A 21,352-nucleotide genomic window follows, 5' to 3' on the forward strand; every position below is an offset into this window, starting at 1 on the left:
GCCCTGCGGCCGGATTGCCTATGCCCGAGGCTGATTAACTTCGTCGCGGGGCTTTAGCGCGTCCGCGGTCTCCCATGGGTTCCTGTAGCAGAAAACTAGGCCTGCCAGCGGCGGCCCGCCGTCTGGACGCCGAACAGCGACGGGTTTCGGGCGTAGGCGGCAAGGCCGAGAAGTGCTGCCAGCGGGTGGGTGATGACATAGACGGGCATGGTGCGCATCAGCGCGCTGTGCGGCGCCTTGTCCTCGAAGGCGGCGCGGAAATTGCCTGCTTTCAGCGCCGGCACAATCTTTTGCGCGATGCCGCCGGTCAAGAACACACCGCCACGGCTCATGAACACCAGGGCAAGATCGCCGGCGGTGCGCCCGAGGCATGTGACGAAGGTCTCCAGCGCTTCTTGCGCCACCGGATCGGTCTTGGCCAAGGCCGCACCGGTGACCTCGGCCGGCGTGGTGAAGGGCGACGGCTTGCCGTCTGCCTTGGCCACCGCCCGGTAGACGTTGACGAGGCCGCGCCCACACAGGATCTGCTCGCCGGAAATGCGGCCCTCAAGCTTCTCGATGTGCGGGAAAACCTCGAAATCGCGCGGTGAGCGCGGGCCGATGTCCATATGGCCGCCCTCGCCGGGCACCGGAATCCAGTGGCGCAAGGCATAGACCAGCCCGGCGACGCCGAGACCGGTACCGGGACCCAGCACGACGCGGCCGGCATTGGGCTCCGGCATACCGCCGCCGATCTTTTCCATATGCTCTTCGCCGAGCGCGACGACGGCCAGCGCCTGCGCCTCGAAATCGTTGAGCACGACAATGTCGCTCAGGCCCAGGCTGGCGAACATCTGCCTCGGCTTGACGACCCACGGGCAGTTGGTGAGCTCGATCTCGTCGCCGTCGACCGGACCGGCCACCGCCAGCACCGCCGAATTGGGGCGCACCGACGAGCGGTCGAGCACCGCCGCCTGGATCGCCTCGTCGATGGTGTTGAAATTGGCGGTCTGGACGATTTGCGGCTCGGTCGGTTCGGAATTGGCGTCGAGCACGATCGAAAAGCGCGCATTGGTGCCGCCAATGTCGCCTATCAGGATTGGAAACCGCAACGACGTGTCGGTATCGCTTACGCTTGGCATGCTCTCGTCCGTCCCCGGCGCCCCCTGACGGCGTCTCGCCGTTCTTCCGTTGACTAGCGCATGAGTTTGAAAAGGGAAACGGTTTTCGAACCCGGTAGCGCGCGCAGAGAGCTTCTGCGGCCAAACGGCCACTATTTCGCAAAAACAGTCCGCTAAACCGATTGAGCCGACCGATGGCGCGGCAATCAGTTCGCGGGTGGCCGTGGCCGCGGAACGGGGGCGCCCATTCTGGGCGTCGCCGCGAAAGCATTTGCCGCGCCTGGCAAGTCGCCGCCACCGGCGGTGCTGGCAGGCTGCGACGGCGCTTCCGGTTCGGGTGCCGCGACCACGACCGGCACGGCGCCGCCGTGGTAGGTCGCCGCCTCGGCCGAGGCCGGGCCTGGCGCTTCGAGCACGGCGCGGCATTCCTTGGGCAGGTTGGCCATGGTCATCACATCACGGGCCTTCGGCGCGTCCGGGTTCTTGTTGGGCCGCCAAGGCTCCTCAGTGAACCACCAGGCCAGCGGCTTGCCGCAGCCCTCATCATCGGGCGTTGCCTCCTGCGCCTTGCAATTGGGCGAACCCGGCTGGCAGCCGATGCGCATGTGGAAATGATAGTCGTGGCCCCAGAACGGCCGGATCTTGCGCAGCCAGGTGCGGTCGCCCTTGACCGTGTCGCAGAGTTTTTTCTTGATGCCGGGATTGACCAGGATGCGCTCGACCTCGGGGTAGCTCGCCGCCCGCTTCAGAAGCGCCGTATGCTGCGGCGTCCACAGCGCGTCCTTCACCAGATGCGTCTTCTCGTCGACCATCAAGGTGGCGCTCATCGATTCGCGCTGCGCCGTCGACAGCGGACGGCTGGGCATCGGCGTCAGCCAGATGTCGGCGTCGAGGCCGATCTGGTGCGAGGCGTGGCCGGTCATCATCGGGCCGCCGCGTGGCTGCGCGATGTCGCCGATCAGAAGGCCCGGCCAGCCATCGGCGGCGGCGTCGCGCGACAGTTTCTCGATCAGGGCGATCATCGCCGGATGACCCCAGCGGCGGTTGCGCGAGGGCCGCATCACTTCCCAGGTCGGGCCGTCCATGGGAATGGCGACGCCGCCGGCAAAACAGCCCTTGGAATAGAAGCCGATCGACTGCGCCGCAGTCGCGGTCGGCAGTTTCTCGGCGCCGAACAGGTCCTTTGCCCGCTCCTCCGCGCTTGCGGGCTGCACGGCGAGACCGGTCAAGGCAAGCAGGCCAAGAGCGGCCGCCGACAGTGACGATTTGCCGAAATATGGACGCATCGCTGTCTTCATGAAACCGGATCCCCACCGCAATCCCGAAGCCGAATCATAGCACGCCGCGCCAGCGGCTTCGATCGTCAGCGCTTCATCGGGCTGCGCGCCTCGCCGTCGCGCCAGTCGCCTTTTGCCCACATATGGTCAAAGGCGGCGCGGTAGTCCGGAAAGCGCAGGGAATAGCCCGCCGCCTTGATCGCCGCATTGGCGACACGCTTGTTCTCGCCATAGAAGGACCGCGCCATGGGCGAAAGTTGGGCAGTGTCGAAGGGAATCTCCGGCGGCGGCGCGACGCCCATCAGCGACGCGGCATAGGCTACGACATCCTGCGGCGGCGCCGGCTCATCGTCGGTGACGTTGAAAATGCCGCCCTTGTTGGCTTCGATAAGCTGCCAGAGCGCCCCGGCAATGTCGTCGCAATGGATGCGGTTGAACACCTGGTCCGGCTTGACCAGTCGCCGCGCGGTGCCGTTTTCCAGATTGACCAGCGCGTTGCGGCCCGGGCCGTAAATGCCGGACAGGCGCAGGACTGCCACAGGCCGGCCGATCTCCTCGCCGAGCTTCAGCCACGCCTGCTCGGCCTCGACCCGCATGACGGAGCGTTTCGACACCGGCCGGCACGTGGTCTTTTCGTTGACCCAGGCGCCGCCATAGTCGCCATAGACGCCGACGGTTGAGAGATAGCCGATCCATTCCAGCGCCGGCATCCCTGCGATTGCGTCCCGGGCGGCATTCAAGACGGGGTCGCCGGCTTCTTCGGGGGCGACCGAAATCACCAGATGCGTCGTTTTCTTCAGCGCCTCGCCGATTTCGCCGCTCAGCGCGCCGTCGAACAGCAGCGGTGCGATGCCGGCCTGGCGCAGCCCCTCGAATTTCTCCGGCGAACGCGTCGTGCCGAAAATCGTGGCGGCGCCCGGATTGGCGCGGGCAAAAGCCTTGCCGGAATAGCCGGCACCGAAGATGAAGACCTGTCTTTCGCTCATGCATGTGCCCTGGTTGGTCGCGCCAGACGCCATTCCTCGCGCACGGCATCATCGCTCTCGGTCATCAGGCCGATCGCGGCCCGTTCGGAATATTCGGCATCGGATACCAGCCGCGCCAGCGCCCATATTGCCGCGCCCCGCACCAGGGGCGAGGCGTCTCCAAGCAGCGCACGCACCGTGCCAGCCAGCCCGACCTCGCCGGAATTGCCGGCGGCGATCAGCACGTTGCGCACAAAACGGTCGCGGCCGATGCGTTTGATCGGCGAGCCGGAAAAGAAGGCGCGGAAGGCCGCGTCGTCCAATTCAAGCAGGTCGGCGAGTGGCGGCTCACGCAAATCGTAGCGCGCGGCGAGTTTTGCTTCGGAAGCTGCCCGGGCGAACTTGTTCCAGGGACAGGCGGCGAGGCAGTCGTCGCAGCCATAGATGCGGTTGCCGATCGCCTCGCGGAATTCATGCGGAATCGGCCCCTTGTTCTCGATGGTGAGGTACGAAATGCAGCGCCGCGCATCGAGCCGGTAGGGCGCCGGGAAAGCGTCGGTCGGGCAAGCGTCGAGGCAGGCGCGGCAGGAGCCGCAATGGTCGATCTCGGCGCGGTCGGGCGCGAGTTCGGCCGTGGTGAAGATGGTGCCGAGAAACAGCCAGGAGCCGTGCTCACGGCTGACCAGGTTGGTGTGTTTTCCCTGCCAGCCAAGGCCGGCGGCCTCGGCCAGCGGCTTTTCCATCACTGGTGCGGTGTCGACGAACACCTTCACGTCGCCGCCGGCGCGCGCGACGATCTTGCCGGCGATTTCCTTCAGCCGGCCCTTCATCACATCGTGATAGTCGCGGTTCTGCGCATAGACCGAGATGGCGCCCCGGTCGTGCCTGGCCTGCAGGTCGCGCGGATCATGGTCCGGCCCGTAATTCATCGCCAGAACGACGATTGAGCGCACTTCAGGCCACAGCGTGGAAGGCTCGCTGCGGCGCGCAATCGTCTCGGCGATCCAGCCCATCGAACCGTGAAAACCGTCGGCGACGAATTCGGCCAGGCGCGCCGGCGCCAGCGGGATCGCATCGGGGGTGGTGACGGCTATGGCATCGAAGCCGGCGCGCTGCGCCTCCGCGTCGATCAGCGCGCGCAGTTTTGCGGCGTCAGAAGTCGAGGTCCGCATAATGCGACACCGGCGACAGGCCGCGCACGCGGTCGGTCAAGAGCGGCCGGAAGGAGGGCCGCGACTTCACCCTTGTATACCATTCGCGCGCCGCGGCGTGTTCGCGCCAGTCGATCTCGCCGAGATAGTCGAGCACCGACAGGGTCGCGGCGGCCGCGAGGTCGGCATAGGTGACCCTGCCGCCGGCAAGCCAATGGCGCGTGCCGGCCAACCAGTTGGTGTATTTCATGTGCTGGCGAATGTTGGCGCGCGCCGCACGGATGGCACCCGAATCGGGCGAGCCGCCGCCCGCCGTTTCCGGCATGATCGGCTTCAGCACGCGTTCGCGCACCAGATGCCTCGTAACCTCGCTCTCGGCCTTGTTGAGGTACCAGTCGATCAGCCGGCGGATTTCGGCGCGCTGCATCGGGTCCTCGGCGAACAGCCGTTTGTCGCGCTTGAGCACCCCGCGCGTCTCGTCGAGATATTCCGAGATCACCGTCGCACCGACGATCGGCACGTCGCCTTCGGCGAGCAGGATCGGCAGCGTGCCGGCCGGGTTCAGCGCCAAGAACTCCTTGCGCCGCGTCCACGGCTTTTCCTCGATCAGCGCCAGTTCCTCGCCATACTCGCCAAAGGCGAGGCGGACGAAGCGGCAGGTTGCGAACATGGGATGGTGGAAAAGCGTCAGCATGGTTCCGCGATGATAAAGCGCACTGGCGAATCGCCGGGCGCACCGGTAAGTCTTGGCCGCCCGGTTAGCGGGCCGTCAGGGTGTTGCGACCTATAGGGGCAGTTCAACGCCATGACAAGCAAACCGTTCTGTTAGCCGTCGCGCAAAGCCGAGGTAGCCATGGAAAGCCAGACCATCGTCGAAGCCCTGCTGCTCGGCCTGCTGGAGGGGCTGACCGAGTTCATACCAGTGTCCTCGACCGGCCATATCCTGCTCGCCGGCCATTTCCTCGGCTTCCACTCGACCGGCAAGGCCTTCGAGATCCTGATCCAGCTTGGCGCCATCCTGGCGATCCTGAGCGTCTACTTCCGCCGCCTGTGGCAGATGCTGCTCGACCTGCCGCATGACCGGCTGACGCGGCATTTCGTCATCGGCATCCTGATCGCCTTCCTGCCGGCGGCCATCATCGGCGCGCTGGCGCATGATTTCATCAAGACGGTGCTGTTCGAATCGCCACGGCTGATCTGCATCATGCTGATCATCGGCGGCGTCATCCTGCTGGCTGTCGATCGCATGAACCTGAAGCCCGTATATCGCGACGTCGAGCGCTTCCCGACCAGGCTTTACCTGCAGATCGGGCTTTTCCAGTGCCTGTCGCTGATCCCCGGCACATCGCGCTCCGGCTCGACCATCGTCGGCGCGCTGCTTTTGGGCGTCGACAAGCGGGCGGCGGCGGAATTTTCGTTCTTCCTGGCGATCCCGACCATGGTCGGCGCCTTTGCTTTCGACCTGTTCAAGAACCGCAACGTGCTGACCACGGCGGATTTGCCCATCATCGCCATCGGCTTCGTCGCCGCCTTCGTCACGGCCTTGGTCGTCGTCCGCTACCTGCTCGATTACGTCTCACGCAACGGCTACTCGCTGTTCGGCTGGTGGCGGCTGGTGGTGGGGATTGTCGGTCTGGTGGCGTTGATGATTTGGGGGTGAGGAGTGGTCCGCGACCTCCTCTCAATTCCTCCCATAAAACGCGTTCTCGACATGCACCGGCCAGCGCCAGGGCAGCACCGCGACCATGTCGAAGCGCATCGACAGCCTGCCATAGTCCGCCTGCCGCGACAGCCAGATGTCGGCGGCGGCCTCGATGCGGCGCTCCGATTCATGGCCGATCGCTTCCATGGCTTCCATCAGCGTGCGGCGCGCCTTGACCTCGACGAACAGCACCAGGTCGCCGCGCCGCGCGATCAGGTCGATCTCGCCGAAGCGGGTGCGATGGCGGCGCGCGAGAATCCGGTAGCCTTTCAGCATCAGCGCCACTGCGGCCAGCCATTCGCCGCGATGGCCGCGCCGATAGGCCTTTTGGCGGCTGGCGCTCGGGCGCTCAGCCACCGTCGCCTTCTCCAGAGTTTTGTTTGACCATGATCTTTTCCGAAAACCGGTTTCCACTTTTCGGGATCATGGTCTGTCCCTAAGCTCCAGCAGCCGCCGGTAAAGCGCCTGCTTCTGGCCGCCGGTCATCTTGGCGGCCTCAGCCGCCGCCTTGGAAGCCGGCATTTCGGCAGCGAGCGACAAAAGCAGGCGGTCGATATCCGCCGGTTCGTCGGCCTTCGCTTCAGCCGGGCCGACGCAGACGACGATCTCGCCCTTCGGCGTATCGGCCGCCGCATAATGGTCGGCGAGCACTTGCAGCGTGCCGATGCGCATTTCCTCAAAAGTCTTGGTCAATTCCCTGCCGATGGCGGCCTTGCGCTCGCCGCCGAGGGCTTCGACCATGGCGCCAAGGGATTCTGCCAGCCGGCGCGGCGATTCGAAGAAGATCAAGGTCGCCGGCACGGCTTTCAGGGCTTCCAGCCGGGTCAGCCGCTGGCCTGATTTGACTGGCAAAAATCCGGCGAACAGGAAGGCGTCGGAGGGCAGGCCGGATGCCGTCAGCGCGGCAAGCGGCGCCGACGGGCCGGGGATCGGCACGACGCGAATGCCGTGGTCAATCGCCTCGCCGACCAGCCGGTAGCCAGGATCGGAGACCAGCGGCGTGCCGGCATCGGAAATCAACGCCACGCTCTGTCCGGCCTGAAGCGCTGCGATCAGTTTCGGCCCGGCCTCACCGGCATTGTGTTCGTGATAGGCCGTGGTGCGGCGGCGGATGCCGTAGCGGTCGAGCAGCACGCGCGACACCCTTGTGTCCTCGCAAGCGACGATGTCGGCGGCGGCGAGCGTCTCCAGCGCGCGCAGCGTGATGTCGGCGAGATTGCCGATCGGCGTGGCCACCAGATAGAGCGCCGGCTCGAGCGGACGGGCGGGGATTTCGGTCTGCCCGACCACATAGCTGCGCCTGCTCGTCTCATCGGTCACTGATGCCGCCTCCGTTCAGCCCTGTTTGGCCTGCCAAATCTTGTTTGGCATGGCTGGCGCGGCCTTGCAAAAGCTCACGCCGATGTAAGGTAATCGCCATGCCTTCGCCACAGTAAGGAACCAAACCGGCATTGGCAGATTTAGCCCCTGATTCCGGAGGAGGACAGGATGGACAGCCTGAAGATACAGGACGCTTTCGAGCCTTACTATGCCGGCCGCAAGCGCATTGCCGCCCCCAGGGACAAGCGCCTGCCTGCCAAGACCGACACCAGCCTGACCAGGCGGGCGACAACCGCCTTGCCGACGAATGTCAGGCTTTCCGACAACGAACCCGACAGCACGACGGAGCACTGACCGAACGATGCCCAATCGCTTCGATATCTTCATCACCCGTCTTGAAACGAAAACCGCCAGAGAAGGCGTGCCCCCGCATCCGATGAACGACCAGCACAGCGTTCGCCGCGAAAAGGCTGACGCCAAACCGGCCCGGAACGGAACGGCGCATGCCGAGAAGGATCGCGGCAAGCGCCGTTTCAAGCACGACGCCTGACCCCTGCGACTGGCCGAGACTGTCTGCCTTCGTCATCGCCGTGGCGACGCTAGGAGCGGAGCGACGCGGCATAGACCCGAGGATGACGAAGGTCTGGTTCACCCCAGATACCGAGAAACGCGGGCCTTCAGAAGGCTAATCAGCTCCAGGTCCATGAATTCGTAATCGTCCGGTATATCGAGACAGATGATTCGGGCCTTCTTCAGGCTCGTCTTGAACTTCTTCTGCAGTTTGGTGCGGTGCGCCTTTTCCATGACGAAGATGATGTCGGCCCAGGCGACCAAATCATGCGTCAGCGGCGTGTCGGCGTCGTGGTTGGTCCCCGCCGACGCAACCTCGATATCCCGGCGCGTGGAAAACACCTGCTCGGCGGTCGGGCTGCGCAAGCGGTTCTGGCTGCAGACGAAGAGGACGTTTTTCACCAGTTGTTGGCTTCCTGGTTCCGCGGCCTTGCGGCTGCGACATTACTCATCGAACATTTCGCGTATCGACTTGGTCAGCGGTATGTACTGGTCAAGTGTCAGTCCGTAGAGTTCAAACTCCACCGCGTGCTCGCGCGGCAGCACCCTCAGATTTATACCGACATAGGTAAGAAAGCCCCGAACTACATCGAACTCAGTCATGCCAGAGGGCTTCAATCTCGATATAACCTTCTGATTTTTGATAATTACGGCATCGGCTTGATAGAAATCTTCGTCGGCCCGTGGTTTCGAAATCTCGGTCAATCCAAACTCGAAGACATCATCCGTGTTCACCGTGCGCAGCGTCTCATGGATCAGATACTTCATGGTGCACCCACATCGGAAACGGCATACTGGTTTTCAGCCAAGCCCGTAGCATCTTTGCCTGGGCAGAAAACTACCTTTTGGCCTATCGCGCCAGATCCGCCACCACGGCGTCGAGCACGATCATGCCGGCCGGTGTGGCGCGGAGCCGCGCATTGCCTATGGGCGCCACCAGCCCCTCGCCCTGCAGCGTCGACAGCCGGGCGCTCGACAGGCCGCGGCCGGAAAACGCCTCGTAGCGCGCGAGGTCGATGCCTTCGGCCAGACGCAACCCCATCAGCAGGAACTCGTCGGCCTCCTCCGAGCGCGTCAGGATTTCGCCGCCGGTGACGCCATGGCCCTTGGCCTCGACGAGGTTGGCCCAGGTTTCCGGCATCCGCTCGGCGATCGTCACCGTGCGGCGGCCATGTTCGACGAAGCGGCCATGGGCGCCGGGGCCGACGCCGACATATTCGCCATAGCGCCAATAGGTCAGATTGTGCCGGCTCTCGGCGCCGGGCCTGGCGTGGTTGGAAATCTCATAGGCCGGCAGGCCGTGCGCCGTGGTGATCTCCTGCGTCAACGCATAGAGATCGGCGGCGTGGTCGTTGTCGGGGATGATGAATTTCTTCGCCGCATGCAGGGCGTGGAAGGGCGTGCCTTCCTCGATGGTCAGCTGGTAGAGCGACAGATGATCGGCGGCATGGCCGATCGCCTGTTCGAGCTCGGATGCCCAAGCCTCCGGCGTCTGGTCGGGCCGGGCGTAGATCAGGTCGAAGGACAGGCGCGGAAAGATCTCCCGCGCCAGCCCGATGGCGTGCAACGCTTCCTCGACATTGTGCAACCGGCCGAGGAAGCGCAAATCCTTGTCGTTCAGCGCCTGCACGCCGAGCGAGACGCGATTGACCCCCGCCGCCCGGTAACCGCGAAACCGTTCCGCCTCGACCGAGGACGGGTTGGCCTCCAGCGTCACCTCGATACCGTCAGGCGCCGTCCAGTTCTTCGCCACGGCGTCCAGAACCCTGGCTACCGTTTCCGGCTTCATCAGCGAGGGCGTGCCGCCGCCGAGGAAAATGCTGGTCACGTCGCGCGGTCCGGTGCGCTGGCGCATGGTCGCGAGTTCCGCCTCGAAGGCGGCGGCAAAGCGCTCCTGGTCGACCGGCTGGTGGCGGACATGGCTGTTGAAGTCGCAATAGGGGCACTTGGCCGCGCAGAATGGCCAATGGATGTAGACGCCGAAGCCGGGCGTGCGGTCGAGCAGCATGCTCATGCCGAGCCCAATCTCGCCAAGTTAAGGCGTGCCTCGGCGAATTTCTGGAAAGCACGGGCGCGATGTGAGAGTGCCGTGGCCTGGCCGGGTTTCCAGCCGTGCTTTTCCTCGGCGCTCATCTCGCCGAAGGTTTTTTCGAAGCCGTTGGGCAAGAACACCGGATCATAACCGAAGCCAAGCTCGCCGCGCGGCGGCCAGACCAGCGTGCCTTCGGCCTCGCCGCGATAATATTCTGCCTCGCCATCGGGGAAGGCGAGGCAGATGACGGCGACAAAGCGGCCCTTGCGCTGTTCGACAGCGGCGGCGCCGACTTCCTGCAACGCCACTTCGGTGCGCTGCATGGCCATGCCGAAATCGCGCGAACCATCAGGGGTTTCGGCCCAGTTGGCGGTGTAGACGCCGGGCGCGCCGTCGAGCGCGTCGACGCACAGGCCGGAATCATCCGAAAGCGCCGGCAGCCCGGTGGCCTTTGCGGCGGCCAGCGCCTTGATGTAGGCATTCTCCTCGAAAGTCGTGCCGGTCTCGTCCGGCTCCGGCAGGCCAAAGTCCTTGGCCGACTTCGCCTCGAAGCCGAATGGCCCCATCAAATCGGCGAATTCGCGCAGCTTGCCGGCATTGTGGCTGGCGACGACGATCTTCTTGCCATCAAGAGTATGCATCAAAGGCCCCAGATTCTCGGCTCGGCGAACTCGATCGAATTGCCCGAGGGGTCGCGTATATAGATCGAACGGCCGCCTTGCGGCCATTCGAATTCGCTTTCGATGGCGATTCTTTTGGCCCCCAGATGCGCTTTCCAGCCGGCGAGTTCGTCAGCGGTCGCCGCAAAGCAGAGATGACCTTCGCCGACCGTGCCATGCGGTGGCACTTTCAGCCGCGCGTCGGGCGCCGGCGGGATCCTGGTTGCCTCGGCGTTGAAGACGAGCAGCACGCCGGCTCCGCAACGGAAGAAGAGGTGGCGGCCGTCGACCTTGCCGAGAAGGGTGAGGCCGAGGATGTCGGTGTAGAAGGCTTCGGCGGCCGTGAGGTCGGTGACGTATAGAGCGGATTCCAGGATGGCGGAGGGTATCACGAGGCACCCCCCTCTGGCCTGCCGGCCATCTCCCCCGCAAGGGGGGAGATTGGCAGCGTCAAAGCTCGGTTATGGCTTGCAACGTTGGTGATTGGCGAAACTCGCGAACACAGCCGATCTCCCCCCTTGCGGGGGAGATGCCCGGCAGGGCAGAGGGGGGTGTTCAAGCTCGGCATTTAAATCCTAAGCCACCGCCATCTGCTGCAAACTCACCAGCCTCTGGATGCCCTTCTTGGCCAGGCCCATCAATTCCCCTAACTGATCCTCGGAAAAAGGCTCGCCCTCGGCGGTGCCCTGGATCTCGACGATGCCGCCCTTGCCGGTCATGACGAAATTGGCGTCGGTGCCGGCCGAGGAATCCTCGAGATAATCGAGGTCGATGACCGGTTGGCCGTCATGGATGCCACAGGAAATCGCCGCGACATGGTCCTTCAGCACCTTCGAAACACTGGCCATCTGCCGGGCTTCCATCCAGCGCAGGCAGTCATACAGTGCCACCCAGCCGCCGGTGATCGAGGCGGTGCGGGTGCCGCCATCGGCCTGGATGACGTCGCAATCGACGGTGATCTGCTGTTCGCCCAGCGCCTGCAAATCGACCACGGCACGCAGCGAACGGCCGATGAGGCGCTGGATTTCCAGCGTGCGGCCGCCCTGCTTGCCGGCGGAAGCCTCGCGGCGCATGCGCTCACCGGTGGAGCGCGGCAGCATGCCATATTCGGCCGTCACCCAGCCCTTGCCGGAATTGCGCATCCAGCCCGGGACCTTTTCCTCGAGGCTTGCCGTGCACAGGACATGGGTATCGCCGAACTTCACCAGGCACGAACCTTCGGCGTGCTTGGAGACGCCGCGCTCGAAGGAGATGGCGCGCATTTCGTCGAATTGGCGTTTGGAGGGGCGCATTCAGGCTTCTTTCCAGTCATTTTTCGGATTCGTGGCCGGCTTTTAGACGCATGGGGGGCAGCGCGCAAAGGAAAACGGACCGGGTGATCTGACACAGACACCGGGTTGCGCCCACCGCACCGAAGTCTATATCCTGAACAAGGAGGTTTTTGGCCGAATGACCAAGGCAATCGAACCCAGTTCGCAGTCGCCTGCACTTCAATCACTCGACATGCGCTCTCGCGACATCTTCCGGCGCATCGTCGATTCCTATCTCAGGGATGGCGAGCCCGTCGGCTCGCGCAGCCTGTCGCGCATCCTGCCGTCCTCGCTGTCGCCGGCCACCATCCGCAATGTGATGAGCGACCTCGAGCATCTCGGGCTGATCTACGCGCCGCACATCTCAGCCGGCCGGCTGCCGACACAGGCCGGCCTGCGTTTCTTCGTCGATGCCTTCATGGAGCTTGGCGACCTCTCCGACGAGGAGCGCCGCACCATCGAGGCTCAGGTGCGGGCGTCCGGCTCGGGCGCGACGCTGGAGCACATGCTGACCGAGGCCAGCCAGATGCTGTCTGGCATGTCGCGCGGCGCCGGCCTAGTGCTGGCCGCCAAGAACGAGGTGGCGCTGAAGCACATCGAATTCATCCAGCTGGAACCGACCAAGGCGCTTGCCGTGCTGGTGTCGCAAAATGGCGATGTCGAAAACCGCGTCGTCGAGCTGCCCGCCGGCATCACCGTCTCGCAGCTGCACGAGGCGTCGAATTTCCTCAACGCGCATATTCGCGGCCGCACGCTGGCCGAGGCGCGGGTCGAGATCGCCCGCATCAAGGAAGAGACGAGAGCGGCCCTCGACACGCTGTCGCAGGACCTCGTCGAGAAGGGCCTGGCGGTGTGGGCCGGCGCCGAAAGCGGCCTGCCGGCGCGGCTCATCGTGCGCGGCCGCGCCAACCTGCTCGAAAACGTCACTGCCCAGGCCGACATCGAACTGCTGCGGCATCTGTTCGAGGACATGGAAACGCAGGACGGGCTGATCCAGCTGCTTGACCTCGCCGAGCAGGGATCGGGCGTGCGCATCTTCATCGGTTCGGAAAACAAGCTGTTTTCGCTGTCGGGCTCGTCGCTGGTGGTCGCGCCCTACCGCGACAAGGATGCCCGCGTCGTCGGCGCGCTCGGCGTCATCGGCCCGACCCGGCTCAACTATGCCCGCATCGTGCCGATGGTCGATTATACGGCGCAGTTGATATCGCGCATGTTGCGCTAAGATGTTGATATTCAGCCGGCCGGCAAACGGCCTGACCTGAATCTCCACACCTTGGTCCTAAAATCGAAACGGCTGCCGAGGAGAAAAAGAATGGCGCTCGAAGAACTCAAGGCCCGGATCAGCTTGCTGCTCGAGGAGATGGTCAACCAGCCGGAAGACCAGCACGAAATCCAGGAACAGCTGCGCGAAAAACTGCGGGAAATGCGGGCCATGGGCCTGCCGCTGCCGGCGGATCTCGTCGCGCTGGAAAAACGCCTCGACGACGATTTTTACGCCGCCGGGACATAAGCGGGGAAACCGGACTTTCGTTTCCCTCAACTCATCATGTGAGGCGGAACCCAGGGACAAACCGGCCGTTGGTTTCCTTCGCGACCCGATGGAGGACAAAATGATCCGATTGGCCGGACTGGTGCTTCCCGCACTCTTTCTCACAAGCGCGGCATTCGCCCAGCAGGCGGACCAGCCGGCGCTGAGGGGCGCGGCCGCCTTCGGCGATTGGCGCGCCGACAAGCCCGGCGTGCGCCGCCTGATCAAGCCGGAAGACCTGCCGAAGCCCTATGTCACCAAGTCCGCCTCGAACAGCCCTGGCCTTGCCGACATGCCGGCGGGTGCCAAGCCGCAATTGCCGCCGGGCTTTTCGGCCGAGCTGATCGCATCCGGCATCGACAATCCGCGTGTCGTGCGCGCAGCACCCAATGGCGACCTGTTCGTCGCCGACAGCGAAGCCAATCAGGTCCGCGTCTACCGCCTGACCAAGGACAGTACCAAGCCCGCCGAGGACGGCATCTTCGCCGGCAATCTCAACCAGCCCTATGGCATTGCCTTCTATCCGCCTGGCGATGACCCGCAATGGGTCTATGTCGCCAACAGCGACAGCATTGTGCGCTTTGCCTACCGCAAGGGCGACCTGAGGGCATCCGGCGAACCGGAAACCATTGTCGACAACATTCCCTCGAACCATCACTGGACGCGCGACATCGTCTTTTCGCCTGACGGCAAGACGCTCTATCTGTCGGTCGGCTCGGGTTCGAACGTCGCCGAGGACATGGGCAAGGCGCCGGATGGCGGCCTCGACGCGTGGGTGAAGTCGAAGCCGCTTGGCGCGACGTGGGGCTCCGAGGACGGCCGCGCCGACGTGCAGGCTTTCGACCCGGACGGCAAGAACGGCCGCATCGTCGCCACCGGCCTGCGCAACTGTTCGGGCATGACCGTCCAGCCGGCGACCGGCGTGCTGTGGTGCGTCGTCAACGAGCGCGACGCGCTCGGCGACAATGTGCCGTTCGAATACGCCACCTCAGTCAGGGACGGCGCCTTCTACGGCTGGCCCTGGTACTATATCGGCAACAATGAGGATCCGCGCCATAAGGGCGCGCGCCACGATCTTGCCGGCAAGGCAACCGTTCCCGATGTGCTGATGCAGGCGCATTCGGCGCCGCTCAACATCGCCTTCTACGATCGCAAGGACTTGCCTGCAGACGCCGGCTTTCCCAAGGAATACAGGGGCGATGCCTTCGTCGCCCTGCATGGTTCATGGAACCGCGGCAACAGGACCGGCTACAAGGTCGTCCGCCTGCTGTTCAAGGATGGCAAGCCGACCGGCGAATATGAGGACTTCATGACCGGCTTCGTCGTCTCGAATGGCGAGGTGTGGGGCCGGCCGGTGGGTGTGGCGGTGGCGGCCGACGGCGCGCTGATCATGACCGAGGACGGCAACGGCACGATCTGGCGCGTGACCTATGATGGCGGGCGGTCCTGAGGAGTCTTGCTGGGCAGCGCAGCCCCCTCACCCGGATTGCCAAAACCGAATTGCAAAGGCAATTCGGGGCAATCCGACCTCCCCCCGTTGGGGAGAGGAGCCGGCTAGCGCTGGCGCCTTCCTCTTCTCCCCTCGGGGAGAAGGTGGATCGGCGCGCAGCGCCGAGACGGATGAGGGGGCCTTCTCCACGTGTCCCAGATAGCTGGTGCAATGGATTCCGCCCCCAGGGAATTCAATCGTGGCCCGTTCCATGCGAAAAGACGTCTTATCCGGAACCACTCGCATGACCCTCACCGGCTTCCTCGCCTACAGTGCCGCCCTTGGCATCGCCGCCGCCATTCCCGGCCCCGGCGTCACCGCGCTTGTCGCGCGGGCGCTCGACTCCGGCTTTCGCTCGTCGCTGGCCATGTCCTTCGGCCTGATGCTGGGCGATCTCACCTATCTGACCGCCGTGGTGCTCGGCCTCGCCTTCGTCGCGCAGACCTTCGGCATGGTTTTCCTCGCCATCAAATGGCTTGGCGTCGCCTATCTGGCATTTCTGGGCTGGCGCTTCTGGACCGCCGGCATCACGCCCGAAACGGTCGAAGCGAAAAAGGGCAAGGGCGGACTGGTTTCGAGCTTTGTCGCCGGCCTCACCGTCACGCTCGGCAATCCGAAGACGATGATCTTCTACCTCGCCATCACGCCGACCATCGTCGACCTGAAGACCATCACGCTGGCCGATTACGGCATCCTCGTCGCGCTGACGGTCGTGGTCCTGTTCGTCGTCCTGGTGCCTTACCTGGCGCTGGCGGCCAAGGCGCGCTGGTTCCTGAAATCGCCGCGCGCGCTGAAGGTGCTGAACCGCACCGCCGCCGGCTTCATGGTGGGCGCGGCAGCAGCGATCGCGGCCCGTCAATAGCACCCTTTCAGCCAAAACATTCCGGGGGCAGGCTTCCCCGCGAAATGCTTTTCCGGGACAAGGGCGTTTTAGACACAGGCCCCACTCGGATATTTCCGGCCGACAGCTTATGTTGCGCGGCTGAAAGCCCTATCTTGCCGGCTGCAATGCCACTTGCCTGAAATCCTGGGAGCGAAACCAATGAACAAGCCCGTCACCTCCGCCCGCGTCCCCGGCCGCGGCCGCATCTACAGTTCCATCACCGACACGATCGGCGACACGCCCCTGGTACGGCTCGACAAGTTCGCCAAGGAGAAGGGCATCGTCGCCAATCTCGTCGCCAAGCTCGAATTCTTCAACCCGATCGCCTCGGTCAAGGACCGCATCGGCGTGGCGATGATCGAGGCGCTGGAGGCGGCCGGCAAGATTTCGCCCGGCAAGACCACGCTGATCGAACCGACCTCGGGCAACACCGGCATCGCGCTTGCCTTCGCCGCCGCCGCCAAGGGCTACAAGCTGATCCTGACCATGCCGGAGACGATGTCGGTCGAGCGCCGCAAGATGCTGGCGTTGCTCGGCGCCGAACTGGTCCTGACCGAAGGCCCGAAAGGCATGAAAGGCGCCATCGCCAAGGCCGACGAGCTGGCCGCGACGATCCCCAACGCCGTCATCCCGCAGCAGTTCGAAAACCCCGCCAATCCGGAAATCCACCGCAAGACGACAGCGCAGGAGATCTGGAACGACACGCAGGGCGAGGTCGACATCTTCGTCGCCGGCATCGGCACCGGCGGCACCATCACCGGCGTCGGCCAGGTGCTGAAGAAGCACAAGCCCTCTGTGCATGTCGTCGCCGTCGAGCCGGAAGCCTCGCCGGTGCTGTCGGGCGGCCAGCCCGGCCCGCACAAGATCCAGGGCATCGGCGCCGGCTTCGCGCCAAAGATCCTCGACACCACGATCTATGACGAGATCGTCAAGGTTTCCAACGAGGATTCCGTCGCCAATGCGCGCCTCGTCGCCCGCCTCGAAGGCGTGCCGGTCGGCATTTCGTCGGGTGCTGCCCTGCAAGCGGCAATCGTCGTCGGCTCGCGGCCGGAGAACAAGGGCAAGACCCTGGTCGTGGTCATCCCCGACTTCGCCGAACGCTATCTGTCGACGATTTTGTTCGAAGGGCTGGGGGCGTAGACCACCGCCTCTTCGACGGACCGCCGCTTTTGCTGGCCCGCTGAAAAACCTTCCGTGGCGCCTGCGACCCGGCTTGAGCAGCACCCTGCTTCCGGTTCATATCGCTCCCGGCCTGCCTTGCGCGGGCCGGGGGAGGAATTCATGTACAAGCTCTATACCCGTCCAGGCAGCGGCGGCTTCGTCGTCGAGGCGGCGCTCGCCTTGGCGAATGCGCCGTTCGAACAGATCGACGTGCCGAAGTCCGACCAGCCCGATCCGGCCTTCCTCGACATCAGCCCGCTGAACCAGGTGCCGGTGCTGACCTTGCCGGACGGAAGCTCGATGACCGAATCGGCGGCGATCTGCATCCTGCTTGCCGAACGCCATCCCGATGCCGGCCTGGCGCCGGCGGTCGACGCGCCGGCTCGCGCCGATTTCCTGCGCTGGATGGCGTTCATGTCCTCGGTGCTCTACCCGGCGGTGCTGCGGCTCTACTACGCCCATCGCTACACGGCCGATGCCGACGGCACGAAAGCCGTCAAGCAGGCGGCCGTCGCCGAAATGGACCGCGGCTTCACCGTTGTCGATGCCGCTCTGCAAGGCCGTGACTGGCTGGTCGGCGAGACCATGTCGCTGGCCGACATCTATCTCGTCATGCTCGTAGCCTGGCATCCCGATATAGACAGAGCGCGGGCAGCCTGGCCGAACATTGAACGGCTCTGGGCCAGGCTGCGCGGCCATCCGCTGATGAAGACACTCAACACGTCGCACGAGATGTGGCCAGGCTGAAGGTCAGTTGCGCAGCGCTGCCCTTTTGCCTTGCAGGAACCGGCGCACTGCCGGATCACGCTCGAGGCCGATCGCGCGATCATAGGCTTCGGTTGCCTGCGGCACCTGACCAAGCCTGGCCAGGAGACCGGCCCGCGCCGCCCAATAGGGCTGATACTCATTGAGCCGCTTGTCGTCGCCCAGCACGTAAAGCGCCGCCAACCCCGCCACGGCGCCCTCCGTCTCGGCAAGCGCCACCGCGCGGTTGATCGCCACCACCGGCGATCCGACGATCGAAAACAGCGCGTCGTAGAGTGCGCGGATCGCTGCCCAGTCGGTGCGGCCGGTCAGCCGCCGCGCGGCGTGGGCAGACTGGACGGCCGCCTCGAGCTGGTAGCGGCCGACGACACCGCTCGCCGCGGCATGGGAAAGAAGCGCCTCCGCCTCATCGATGAGAGCGCGGTCCCATAGGTCGCAATCCTGTTCGGCCAGCGGCACGAAGTCGCCTTCGGCGCTACGCCGGGCGGCGCGGCGGGCCTCGGCAAACAGCATCAGCGCCAGCAAGCCGAGTGCTTCCGGCTCTTCCGGCATCAGCGTGGCCACCAGGCGGCCAAGCCAGATGCCTTCGGTGGCAAGGTTGCGGCGCCGCGTCTCGGTGCCGGCCGGATCGGACCAGCCTTCGGCGAAAGCCGCATAGATCGCCTCCAGCACGGCATCCAGCCGTTCGCCGAGTTCGGCACGCTCCGGCACGCGGAACGGAATGCCGGTTTCGCGGATCCGGGTCTTGGCGCGCACCAGGCGCTGGCCCATCGTTGCCGGCGAGACCAGGAAGGCGGAGGCGATCGTCGCGGCATCGAAGCCAAGAATGGTCTGCAGGATCAGCGGCGCCCGCACGCCCGGTTCGATCGCCGGATGCGCGCAGGCAAACATCAGCCGCAGCCGCTCGTCGGGCAGGTCCTCCTCGGTCATGCGCGCCTCCATCTCTTCGGCGATCAACTGGAGATGATCGCCGGCCGCCTCTCGGGTGAGCCGGCGCCGCATCGCATCGACGCGGCGGCGACGCGCCACGGCCAGCAGCCAGGCTTCCGGTCTTTCAGGCACGCCTGACTTCGGCCAGCGTTCAAGTGCGGCGGCAAAGGCGTCGGCCAGCGCATCCTCGGCGGCGGCCACGTCGCGCGTGCGCGCGGCGAGCCAGGCGACCAGCTTGCCATAGCTCTGCCGGGCGGCGGCCTCGGCGGCCGCCCGGGCGATCTCCGGGCGACTGTCCATCACCCGGTCATCTCTCCGAGATGTATTCGGCCATTTCCCAGATCGGTCGCAGCTCGACCGTGCCCAGGCTGGCTGCCGGACAGCGCGCCGCCCAGTCGATGGCGGTGTCGATGTCGGCCGCCTCGATCATGTAGAAGCCGGCAAGCTGCTCCTTGGTGTCGGCATAGGGGCCGTCGAGCACGTTGGTCTTGCCGTCGGCGATCCGCACCGAGGTGGTTGCCTGGGTCGGGCGCAACCGGTCGCCGGCCAGCCACGTGCCTGACTGCTTCAACGCTTCGGTGTAAGCGCCATAGGCCGCCAGGATCTCCTGGGTCTTCTCGCGCGGCGCATTCACCATCGCGGCTTCGTCGCTATAGATCAAAAGCATGTATCGCATGGGTCTTCTCCCGTGGTTTCGAAGGCCGCGTCCTTGCGGGGCCAGACGTATGTCGCGCGGCGGCAACCGATTTCGACAGGCCGTGGAAAAAACTTTCGGCCTTGAGCGGGCACGGCGCAAGCGGAGAGCTCGCACCCATTGCTAATCAACCGGTTCGAGCCAGCCGCGATAGCGCACGATCAGCCCGGTGAGCGGGTGCGAAATCTCGACATGGAAGCGGAAGCGGCCATTCTCGACGGTTTCGAAGGAGGTCGAGCGCGGGCAGAGCCACATCGGCAAGGGCAGGCCTAGAACACTCCAACCGGCAGGACGAGCGACAGCTTGCCCTCCCCGGTCACCAGCGCCATGGCGAAGGTCAGCGGGCCGAAGCGTTCGCACAACAGGCGCTGCGAGCGCCCCCGCCCCGCAAACTGGCGGCTGGAGAAGCTGTGTGCGCCGAATGTCCGCGTCCAGGTTTCTTCCTCCCTGTCGGCATCGAAGCGGACCCGCACCGGAATATCGGTGCTCGCCTTGGGAAAGCCGACCAGCCAGGCCATTAGTCGGCCAAGAATGCTTGACCCGCGTTCGACACTGGCGCGGCCTTCGGCCGTTTTCGTGCGATCATGCATGGCGCGGATTTTTTCGGGCAAGCCTTGCCAGGCCTCGCCGAGCAGCTCCGCATAGAGCGGTTTGTCCGGGCCGCCGGCCGTGTCGTCGCGAAAGCCGGTATGGATCGTCCTGCCCGCGAACAAGGCCTCATAATCGGCAAGCTCGAGATCGTTCACGGCGGCGCGGGCGCCATGTAGGGGCACACGGCCGTCCAGCGCCTTGCGCACCAGTGCCTCGACCGCCATGGACGGGATTAGCGGCCCGTCATCACCTTCGGCCAAAAGATGCCATGAGCGCTTGATTGGCTTTCCGACCCGGTCAGCGCCTTCGACCAGGACGAACATGCCGCCGCGATGTTCGCCCCAGCGCAGCCGGTTGGTCGCCCAATGCATCAGCGGGGCGAGCGGCGACAGCGAGCGCACCAGCCCGATGCGCACCAGCCAGGCAAGGCTGATCAAGGCACGGTGCAGGATTTCGGGCACCGGCCCGGCACCCATCCAGATGGTTTTCGCCTGTGGCCACAATTCTCCCAGCGCCCGCAGGTCCGGCACGTCGACGAGCGAGAACAGCGTATTTTTGAGCGGCACGCGGCCCGGTGGCGCGATGGTATAACGCATCTGTTCGGTCAGTGGATGGCCTTGCGCCTTGGCGCCGTCGCGCACCAGACCGACCGGCCGGCCGGCATAGCCCGCGATCGCCCGGATGACGTTTTCGCCGACGCCGGCATAGGGCGACGGTGCGATGCCGCCCTTGATCGTGTCGACGCGCGCCATGTCAGAGGACAGCCGGCGCACCACCGCCGCCGTCAGCACTGGAAAGCTGGAGACGCCGGACAACACGAACAGCCCGGCCCGTTTGGCGGCCGCATCGAAGGCCGGCACTCCGGCGACGAAATCCGACCCGTCGGCGAGATCGAGATAGTTGACGCGCTTGGCGATGCAGGCCTCGATCAGCCGGTAGCGCTCCTCGCCATAGGCCTGGAACGGGCCGCTGGCGTCGACCAGCGTGTCTGGCGATAGCGACGTCAGCTGCGCAGCGAGATCGCCATCGCGGTCGAACGCGGCCGGTATCAATTGCGCGGCGACCGCACCACGGCCTCCGCACCAAGCCTCGGCCTTGGCAAGCGAGCGGCCGGCGACGATCAGCGTCAGGCGCGGTTCGCTCTCCAGCAGCTGAATGATGCGTCCGCCGAAGGTGCCGTAGCCGCCGACAATGAGAAGTTTCATGCATGCTCCCCCCAGAGCCT

The 21,352-nt window shown here is 65.1% G+C and carries 26 protein-coding genes; 9 read left to right on the forward strand and 17 right to left on the reverse strand.

Translation table 11 applies throughout. The features are described 5' to 3' along the window. Window positions 1–95: 95 nt before the first annotated feature. From DBIPINDM_RS16980 to DBIPINDM_RS17000, 5 genes are all read right to left on the reverse strand, one after another. Window positions 96–1,121: a glucokinase gene (locus DBIPINDM_RS16980; protein ID WP_258588319.1), complete on the reverse strand. Its 1,026-nt coding sequence runs from the start codon at window positions 1,119–1,121 to the stop codon at window positions 96–98. A 185-nt stretch (window positions 1,122–1,306) separates the two neighbouring features. Next, complete coding sequence (gene mepA, locus DBIPINDM_RS16985; RefSeq protein WP_258588320.1) at window positions 1,307–2,398, reverse strand: penicillin-insensitive murein endopeptidase; 1,092 nt, start codon at window positions 2,396–2,398, stop codon at window positions 1,307–1,309. 65 nt (window positions 2,399–2,463) lie between these two features. After that, a complete protein-coding gene (locus DBIPINDM_RS16990; RefSeq protein ID WP_258588321.1) occupies window positions 2,464–3,363 on the reverse strand; it encodes an SDR family oxidoreductase in 900 nt (299 codons plus the stop codon). After that, the gene (gene queG, locus DBIPINDM_RS16995; protein ID WP_258588322.1) at window positions 3,360–4,514 is read right to left on the reverse strand and encodes a tRNA epoxyqueuosine(34) reductase QueG; all 1,155 of its coding nucleotides are present in this window, start codon (window positions 4,512–4,514) and stop codon (window positions 3,360–3,362) included. Before queG ends, DBIPINDM_RS16990 begins: the two co-directional genes overlap by 4 nt. Further along, entirely contained in the window at window positions 4,495–5,187 is a 693-nt protein-coding gene (locus DBIPINDM_RS17000) for a glutathione S-transferase family protein (protein WP_010912586.1), read from the reverse strand. The genes queG and DBIPINDM_RS17000 overlap by 20 nt, the downstream gene beginning before the upstream one ends. A gap of 159 nt (window positions 5,188–5,346) precedes the next feature. Between DBIPINDM_RS17000 and DBIPINDM_RS17005 the strand changes: the two genes are divergently transcribed. Beyond that, window positions 5,347–6,153: an undecaprenyl-diphosphate phosphatase gene (locus DBIPINDM_RS17005; protein WP_258588323.1), complete on the forward strand. Its 807-nt coding sequence runs from the start codon at window positions 5,347–5,349 to the stop codon at window positions 6,151–6,153. A 21-nt stretch (window positions 6,154–6,174) separates the two neighbouring features. Here the strand turns inward: DBIPINDM_RS17005 and DBIPINDM_RS17010 are convergent, their stop codons facing one another. Both DBIPINDM_RS17010 and rsmI read right to left on the reverse strand, forming a co-directional pair. Further along, on the reverse strand, window positions 6,175–6,552 hold the full coding sequence (locus tag DBIPINDM_RS17010) for a YraN family protein (protein WP_258588324.1): 378 nt from the start codon (window positions 6,550–6,552) through the stop codon (window positions 6,175–6,177). 66 nt (window positions 6,553–6,618) lie between these two features. Further along, complete coding sequence (rsmI, locus tag DBIPINDM_RS17015; RefSeq protein ID WP_258588325.1) at window positions 6,619–7,515, reverse strand: 16S rRNA (cytidine(1402)-2'-O)-methyltransferase; 897 nt, start codon at window positions 7,513–7,515, stop codon at window positions 6,619–6,621. Window positions 7,516–7,683: 168 nt separating this feature from the next. On the opposite strand from rsmI, the gene DBIPINDM_RS17020 reads away from it, so the two are divergent. Both DBIPINDM_RS17020 and DBIPINDM_RS17025 read left to right on the forward strand, forming a co-directional pair. Continuing rightward, a complete protein-coding gene (locus DBIPINDM_RS17020; protein WP_258588326.1) occupies window positions 7,684–7,869 on the forward strand; it encodes a hypothetical protein in 186 nt (61 codons plus the stop codon). A gap of 7 nt (window positions 7,870–7,876) precedes the next feature. Then, window positions 7,877–8,065 (forward strand): hypothetical protein, encoded by a 189-nt coding sequence (locus DBIPINDM_RS17025; RefSeq protein WP_258588327.1) that lies wholly within the window; start codon window positions 7,877–7,879, stop codon window positions 8,063–8,065. A 98-nt stretch (window positions 8,066–8,163) separates the two neighbouring features. On the opposite strand, the gene DBIPINDM_RS17030 is transcribed toward DBIPINDM_RS17025, so the two are convergent. The 6 genes from DBIPINDM_RS17030 to rph form a co-directional block, all read right to left on the reverse strand. Continuing rightward, the gene (locus DBIPINDM_RS17030; RefSeq protein WP_258588328.1) at window positions 8,164–8,487 is read right to left on the reverse strand and encodes a low molecular weight protein tyrosine phosphatase family protein; all 324 of its coding nucleotides are present in this window, start codon (window positions 8,485–8,487) and stop codon (window positions 8,164–8,166) included. A gap of 42 nt (window positions 8,488–8,529) precedes the next feature. Then, window positions 8,530–8,853 carry a hypothetical protein gene (locus DBIPINDM_RS17035; RefSeq protein WP_258588329.1) on the reverse strand — a complete coding sequence of 108 codons (324 nt, stop codon included), beginning with the start codon at window positions 8,851–8,853 and terminating at the stop codon, window positions 8,530–8,532. Window positions 8,854–8,935: 82 nt separating this feature from the next. Beyond that, window positions 8,936–10,099 carry a radical SAM family heme chaperone HemW gene (hemW, locus tag DBIPINDM_RS17040; protein WP_258588330.1) on the reverse strand — a complete coding sequence of 388 codons (1,164 nt, stop codon included), beginning with the start codon at window positions 10,097–10,099 and terminating at the stop codon, window positions 8,936–8,938. Beyond that, a complete protein-coding gene (rdgB, locus tag DBIPINDM_RS17045) occupies window positions 10,096–10,758 on the reverse strand; it encodes an RdgB/HAM1 family non-canonical purine NTP pyrophosphatase (RefSeq protein WP_258588331.1) in 663 nt (220 codons plus the stop codon). The genes hemW and rdgB overlap by 4 nt, the downstream gene beginning before the upstream one ends. Further along, window positions 10,758–11,168 (reverse strand): VOC family protein, encoded by a 411-nt coding sequence (locus DBIPINDM_RS17050; protein WP_258588332.1) that lies wholly within the window; start codon window positions 11,166–11,168, stop codon window positions 10,758–10,760. The genes rdgB and DBIPINDM_RS17050 overlap by 1 nt, the downstream gene beginning before the upstream one ends. 183 nt (window positions 11,169–11,351) lie before the next feature. After that, window positions 11,352–12,068, reverse strand: a complete 717-nt coding sequence (gene rph, locus DBIPINDM_RS17055; RefSeq protein ID WP_258588333.1) for a ribonuclease PH — start codon at window positions 12,066–12,068, stop codon at window positions 11,352–11,354. A gap of 157 nt (window positions 12,069–12,225) precedes the next feature. Between rph and hrcA the strand changes: the two genes are divergently transcribed. The 6 genes from hrcA (at window position 12,226) to DBIPINDM_RS17085 (ending at window position 17,894) form a co-directional block, all read left to right on the forward strand. Continuing rightward, window positions 12,226–13,308, forward strand: coding sequence for a heat-inducible transcriptional repressor HrcA (gene hrcA / locus DBIPINDM_RS17060; protein WP_258588334.1), 1,083 nt, complete (start codon window positions 12,226–12,228; stop codon window positions 13,306–13,308). A gap of 90 nt (window positions 13,309–13,398) precedes the next feature. Continuing rightward, window positions 13,399–13,596, forward strand: coding sequence for a hypothetical protein (locus DBIPINDM_RS17065; RefSeq protein ID WP_010912574.1), 198 nt, complete (start codon window positions 13,399–13,401; stop codon window positions 13,594–13,596). 100 nt (window positions 13,597–13,696) lie between these two features. Then, window positions 13,697–15,064, forward strand: coding sequence for a PQQ-dependent sugar dehydrogenase (locus tag DBIPINDM_RS17070; RefSeq protein ID WP_258588335.1), 1,368 nt, complete (start codon window positions 13,697–13,699; stop codon window positions 15,062–15,064). A 283-nt stretch (window positions 15,065–15,347) separates the two neighbouring features. Next, complete coding sequence (locus DBIPINDM_RS17075) at window positions 15,348–15,965, forward strand: LysE family translocator (protein WP_258588336.1); 618 nt, start codon at window positions 15,348–15,350, stop codon at window positions 15,963–15,965. A 180-nt stretch (window positions 15,966–16,145) separates the two neighbouring features. Next, the gene (gene cysK / locus DBIPINDM_RS17080) at window positions 16,146–17,126 is read left to right on the forward strand and encodes a cysteine synthase A (protein ID WP_258588337.1); all 981 of its coding nucleotides are present in this window, start codon (window positions 16,146–16,148) and stop codon (window positions 17,124–17,126) included. Between the two features lie 141 nt (window positions 17,127–17,267). Next, window positions 17,268–17,894, forward strand: a complete 627-nt coding sequence (locus tag DBIPINDM_RS17085; RefSeq protein ID WP_258588338.1) for a glutathione S-transferase family protein — start codon at window positions 17,268–17,270, stop codon at window positions 17,892–17,894. Between the two features lie 3 nt (window positions 17,895–17,897). Here DBIPINDM_RS17085 and DBIPINDM_RS17090 read toward each other — a convergent pair whose 3' ends face one another. From DBIPINDM_RS17090 to DBIPINDM_RS17100, 4 genes are all read right to left on the reverse strand, one after another. After that, on the reverse strand, window positions 17,898–19,142 hold the full coding sequence (locus DBIPINDM_RS17090; RefSeq protein ID WP_258588339.1) for an RNA polymerase sigma factor: 1,245 nt from the start codon (window positions 19,140–19,142) through the stop codon (window positions 17,898–17,900). Between the two features lie 7 nt (window positions 19,143–19,149). Further along, window positions 19,150–19,518: a YciI family protein gene (locus DBIPINDM_RS17095; RefSeq protein ID WP_258588340.1), complete on the reverse strand. Its 369-nt coding sequence runs from the start codon at window positions 19,516–19,518 to the stop codon at window positions 19,150–19,152. A gap of 141 nt (window positions 19,519–19,659) precedes the next feature. Further along, window positions 19,660–19,791 (reverse strand): DUF4166 domain-containing protein, encoded by a 132-nt coding sequence (locus DBIPINDM_RS43630; RefSeq protein WP_416361782.1) that lies wholly within the window; start codon window positions 19,789–19,791, stop codon window positions 19,660–19,662. 14 nt (window positions 19,792–19,805) lie between these two features. Continuing rightward, a complete protein-coding gene (locus DBIPINDM_RS17100) occupies window positions 19,806–21,332 on the reverse strand; it encodes a DUF4166 domain-containing protein (RefSeq protein ID WP_416361761.1) in 1,527 nt (508 codons plus the stop codon). Window positions 21,333–21,352: the final 20 nt, after the last annotated feature.

Origin of the sequence: Mesorhizobium sp. AR02, assembly GCF_024746835.1 — a bacterium.
Taxonomy (GTDB): domain Bacteria; phylum Pseudomonadota; class Alphaproteobacteria; order Rhizobiales; family Rhizobiaceae; genus Mesorhizobium.

Coding starts and splice junctions, on each gene's coding strand:
- DBIPINDM_RS16980 (WP_258588319.1), bottom strand. CDS start 1,121: ATGCCAAGCGTAAGCGATACCGACACGTCGTTGCGGTTTCCAATCCTG.
- mepA (WP_258588320.1), bottom strand. CDS start 2,398: ATGAAGACAGCGATGCGTCCATATTTCGGCAAATCGTCACTGTCGGCG.
- DBIPINDM_RS16990 (WP_258588321.1), bottom strand. CDS start 3,363: ATGAGCGAAAGACAGGTCTTCATCTTCGGTGCCGGCTATTCCGGCAAG.
- queG (WP_258588322.1), bottom strand. CDS start 4,514: ATGCGGACCTCGACTTCTGACGCCGCAAAACTGCGCGCGCTGATCGAC.
- DBIPINDM_RS17000 (WP_010912586.1), bottom strand. CDS start 5,187: ATGCTGACGCTTTTCCACCATCCCATGTTCGCAACCTGCCGCTTCGTC.
- DBIPINDM_RS17005 (WP_258588323.1), top strand. CDS start 5,347: ATGGAAAGCCAGACCATCGTCGAAGCCCTGCTGCTCGGCCTGCTGGAG.
- DBIPINDM_RS17020 (WP_258588326.1), top strand. CDS start 7,684: ATGGACAGCCTGAAGATACAGGACGCTTTCGAGCCTTACTATGCCGGC.
- DBIPINDM_RS17025 (WP_258588327.1), top strand. CDS start 7,877: ATGCCCAATCGCTTCGATATCTTCATCACCCGTCTTGAAACGAAAACC.
- DBIPINDM_RS17035 (WP_258588329.1), bottom strand. CDS start 8,853: ATGAAGTATCTGATCCATGAGACGCTGCGCACGGTGAACACGGATGAT.
- hemW (WP_258588330.1), bottom strand. CDS start 10,099: ATGAGCATGCTGCTCGACCGCACGCCCGGCTTCGGCGTCTACATCCAT.
- rdgB (WP_258588331.1), bottom strand. CDS start 10,758: ATGCATACTCTTGATGGCAAGAAGATCGTCGTCGCCAGCCACAATGCC.
- rph (WP_258588333.1), bottom strand. CDS start 12,068: ATGCGCCCCTCCAAACGCCAATTCGACGAAATGCGCGCCATCTCCTTC.
- hrcA (WP_258588334.1), top strand. CDS start 12,226: ATGACCAAGGCAATCGAACCCAGTTCGCAGTCGCCTGCACTTCAATCA.
- DBIPINDM_RS17065 (WP_010912574.1), top strand. CDS start 13,399: ATGGCGCTCGAAGAACTCAAGGCCCGGATCAGCTTGCTGCTCGAGGAG.
- DBIPINDM_RS17070 (WP_258588335.1), top strand. CDS start 13,697: ATGATCCGATTGGCCGGACTGGTGCTTCCCGCACTCTTTCTCACAAGC.
- DBIPINDM_RS17075 (WP_258588336.1), top strand. CDS start 15,348: ATGACCCTCACCGGCTTCCTCGCCTACAGTGCCGCCCTTGGCATCGCC.
- cysK (WP_258588337.1), top strand. CDS start 16,146: ATGAACAAGCCCGTCACCTCCGCCCGCGTCCCCGGCCGCGGCCGCATC.
- DBIPINDM_RS17085 (WP_258588338.1), top strand. CDS start 17,268: ATGTACAAGCTCTATACCCGTCCAGGCAGCGGCGGCTTCGTCGTCGAG.
- DBIPINDM_RS17090 (WP_258588339.1), bottom strand. CDS start 19,142: ATGGACAGTCGCCCGGAGATCGCCCGGGCGGCCGCCGAGGCCGCCGCC.
- DBIPINDM_RS17095 (WP_258588340.1), bottom strand. CDS start 19,518: ATGCGATACATGCTTTTGATCTATAGCGACGAAGCCGCGATGGTGAAT.
- DBIPINDM_RS43630 (WP_416361782.1), bottom strand. CDS start 19,791: ATGTGGCTCTGCCCGCGCTCGACCTCCTTCGAAACCGTCGAGAATGGC.
- DBIPINDM_RS17100 (WP_416361761.1), bottom strand. CDS start 21,332: ATGAAACTTCTCATTGTCGGCGGCTACGGCACCTTCGGCGGACGCATC.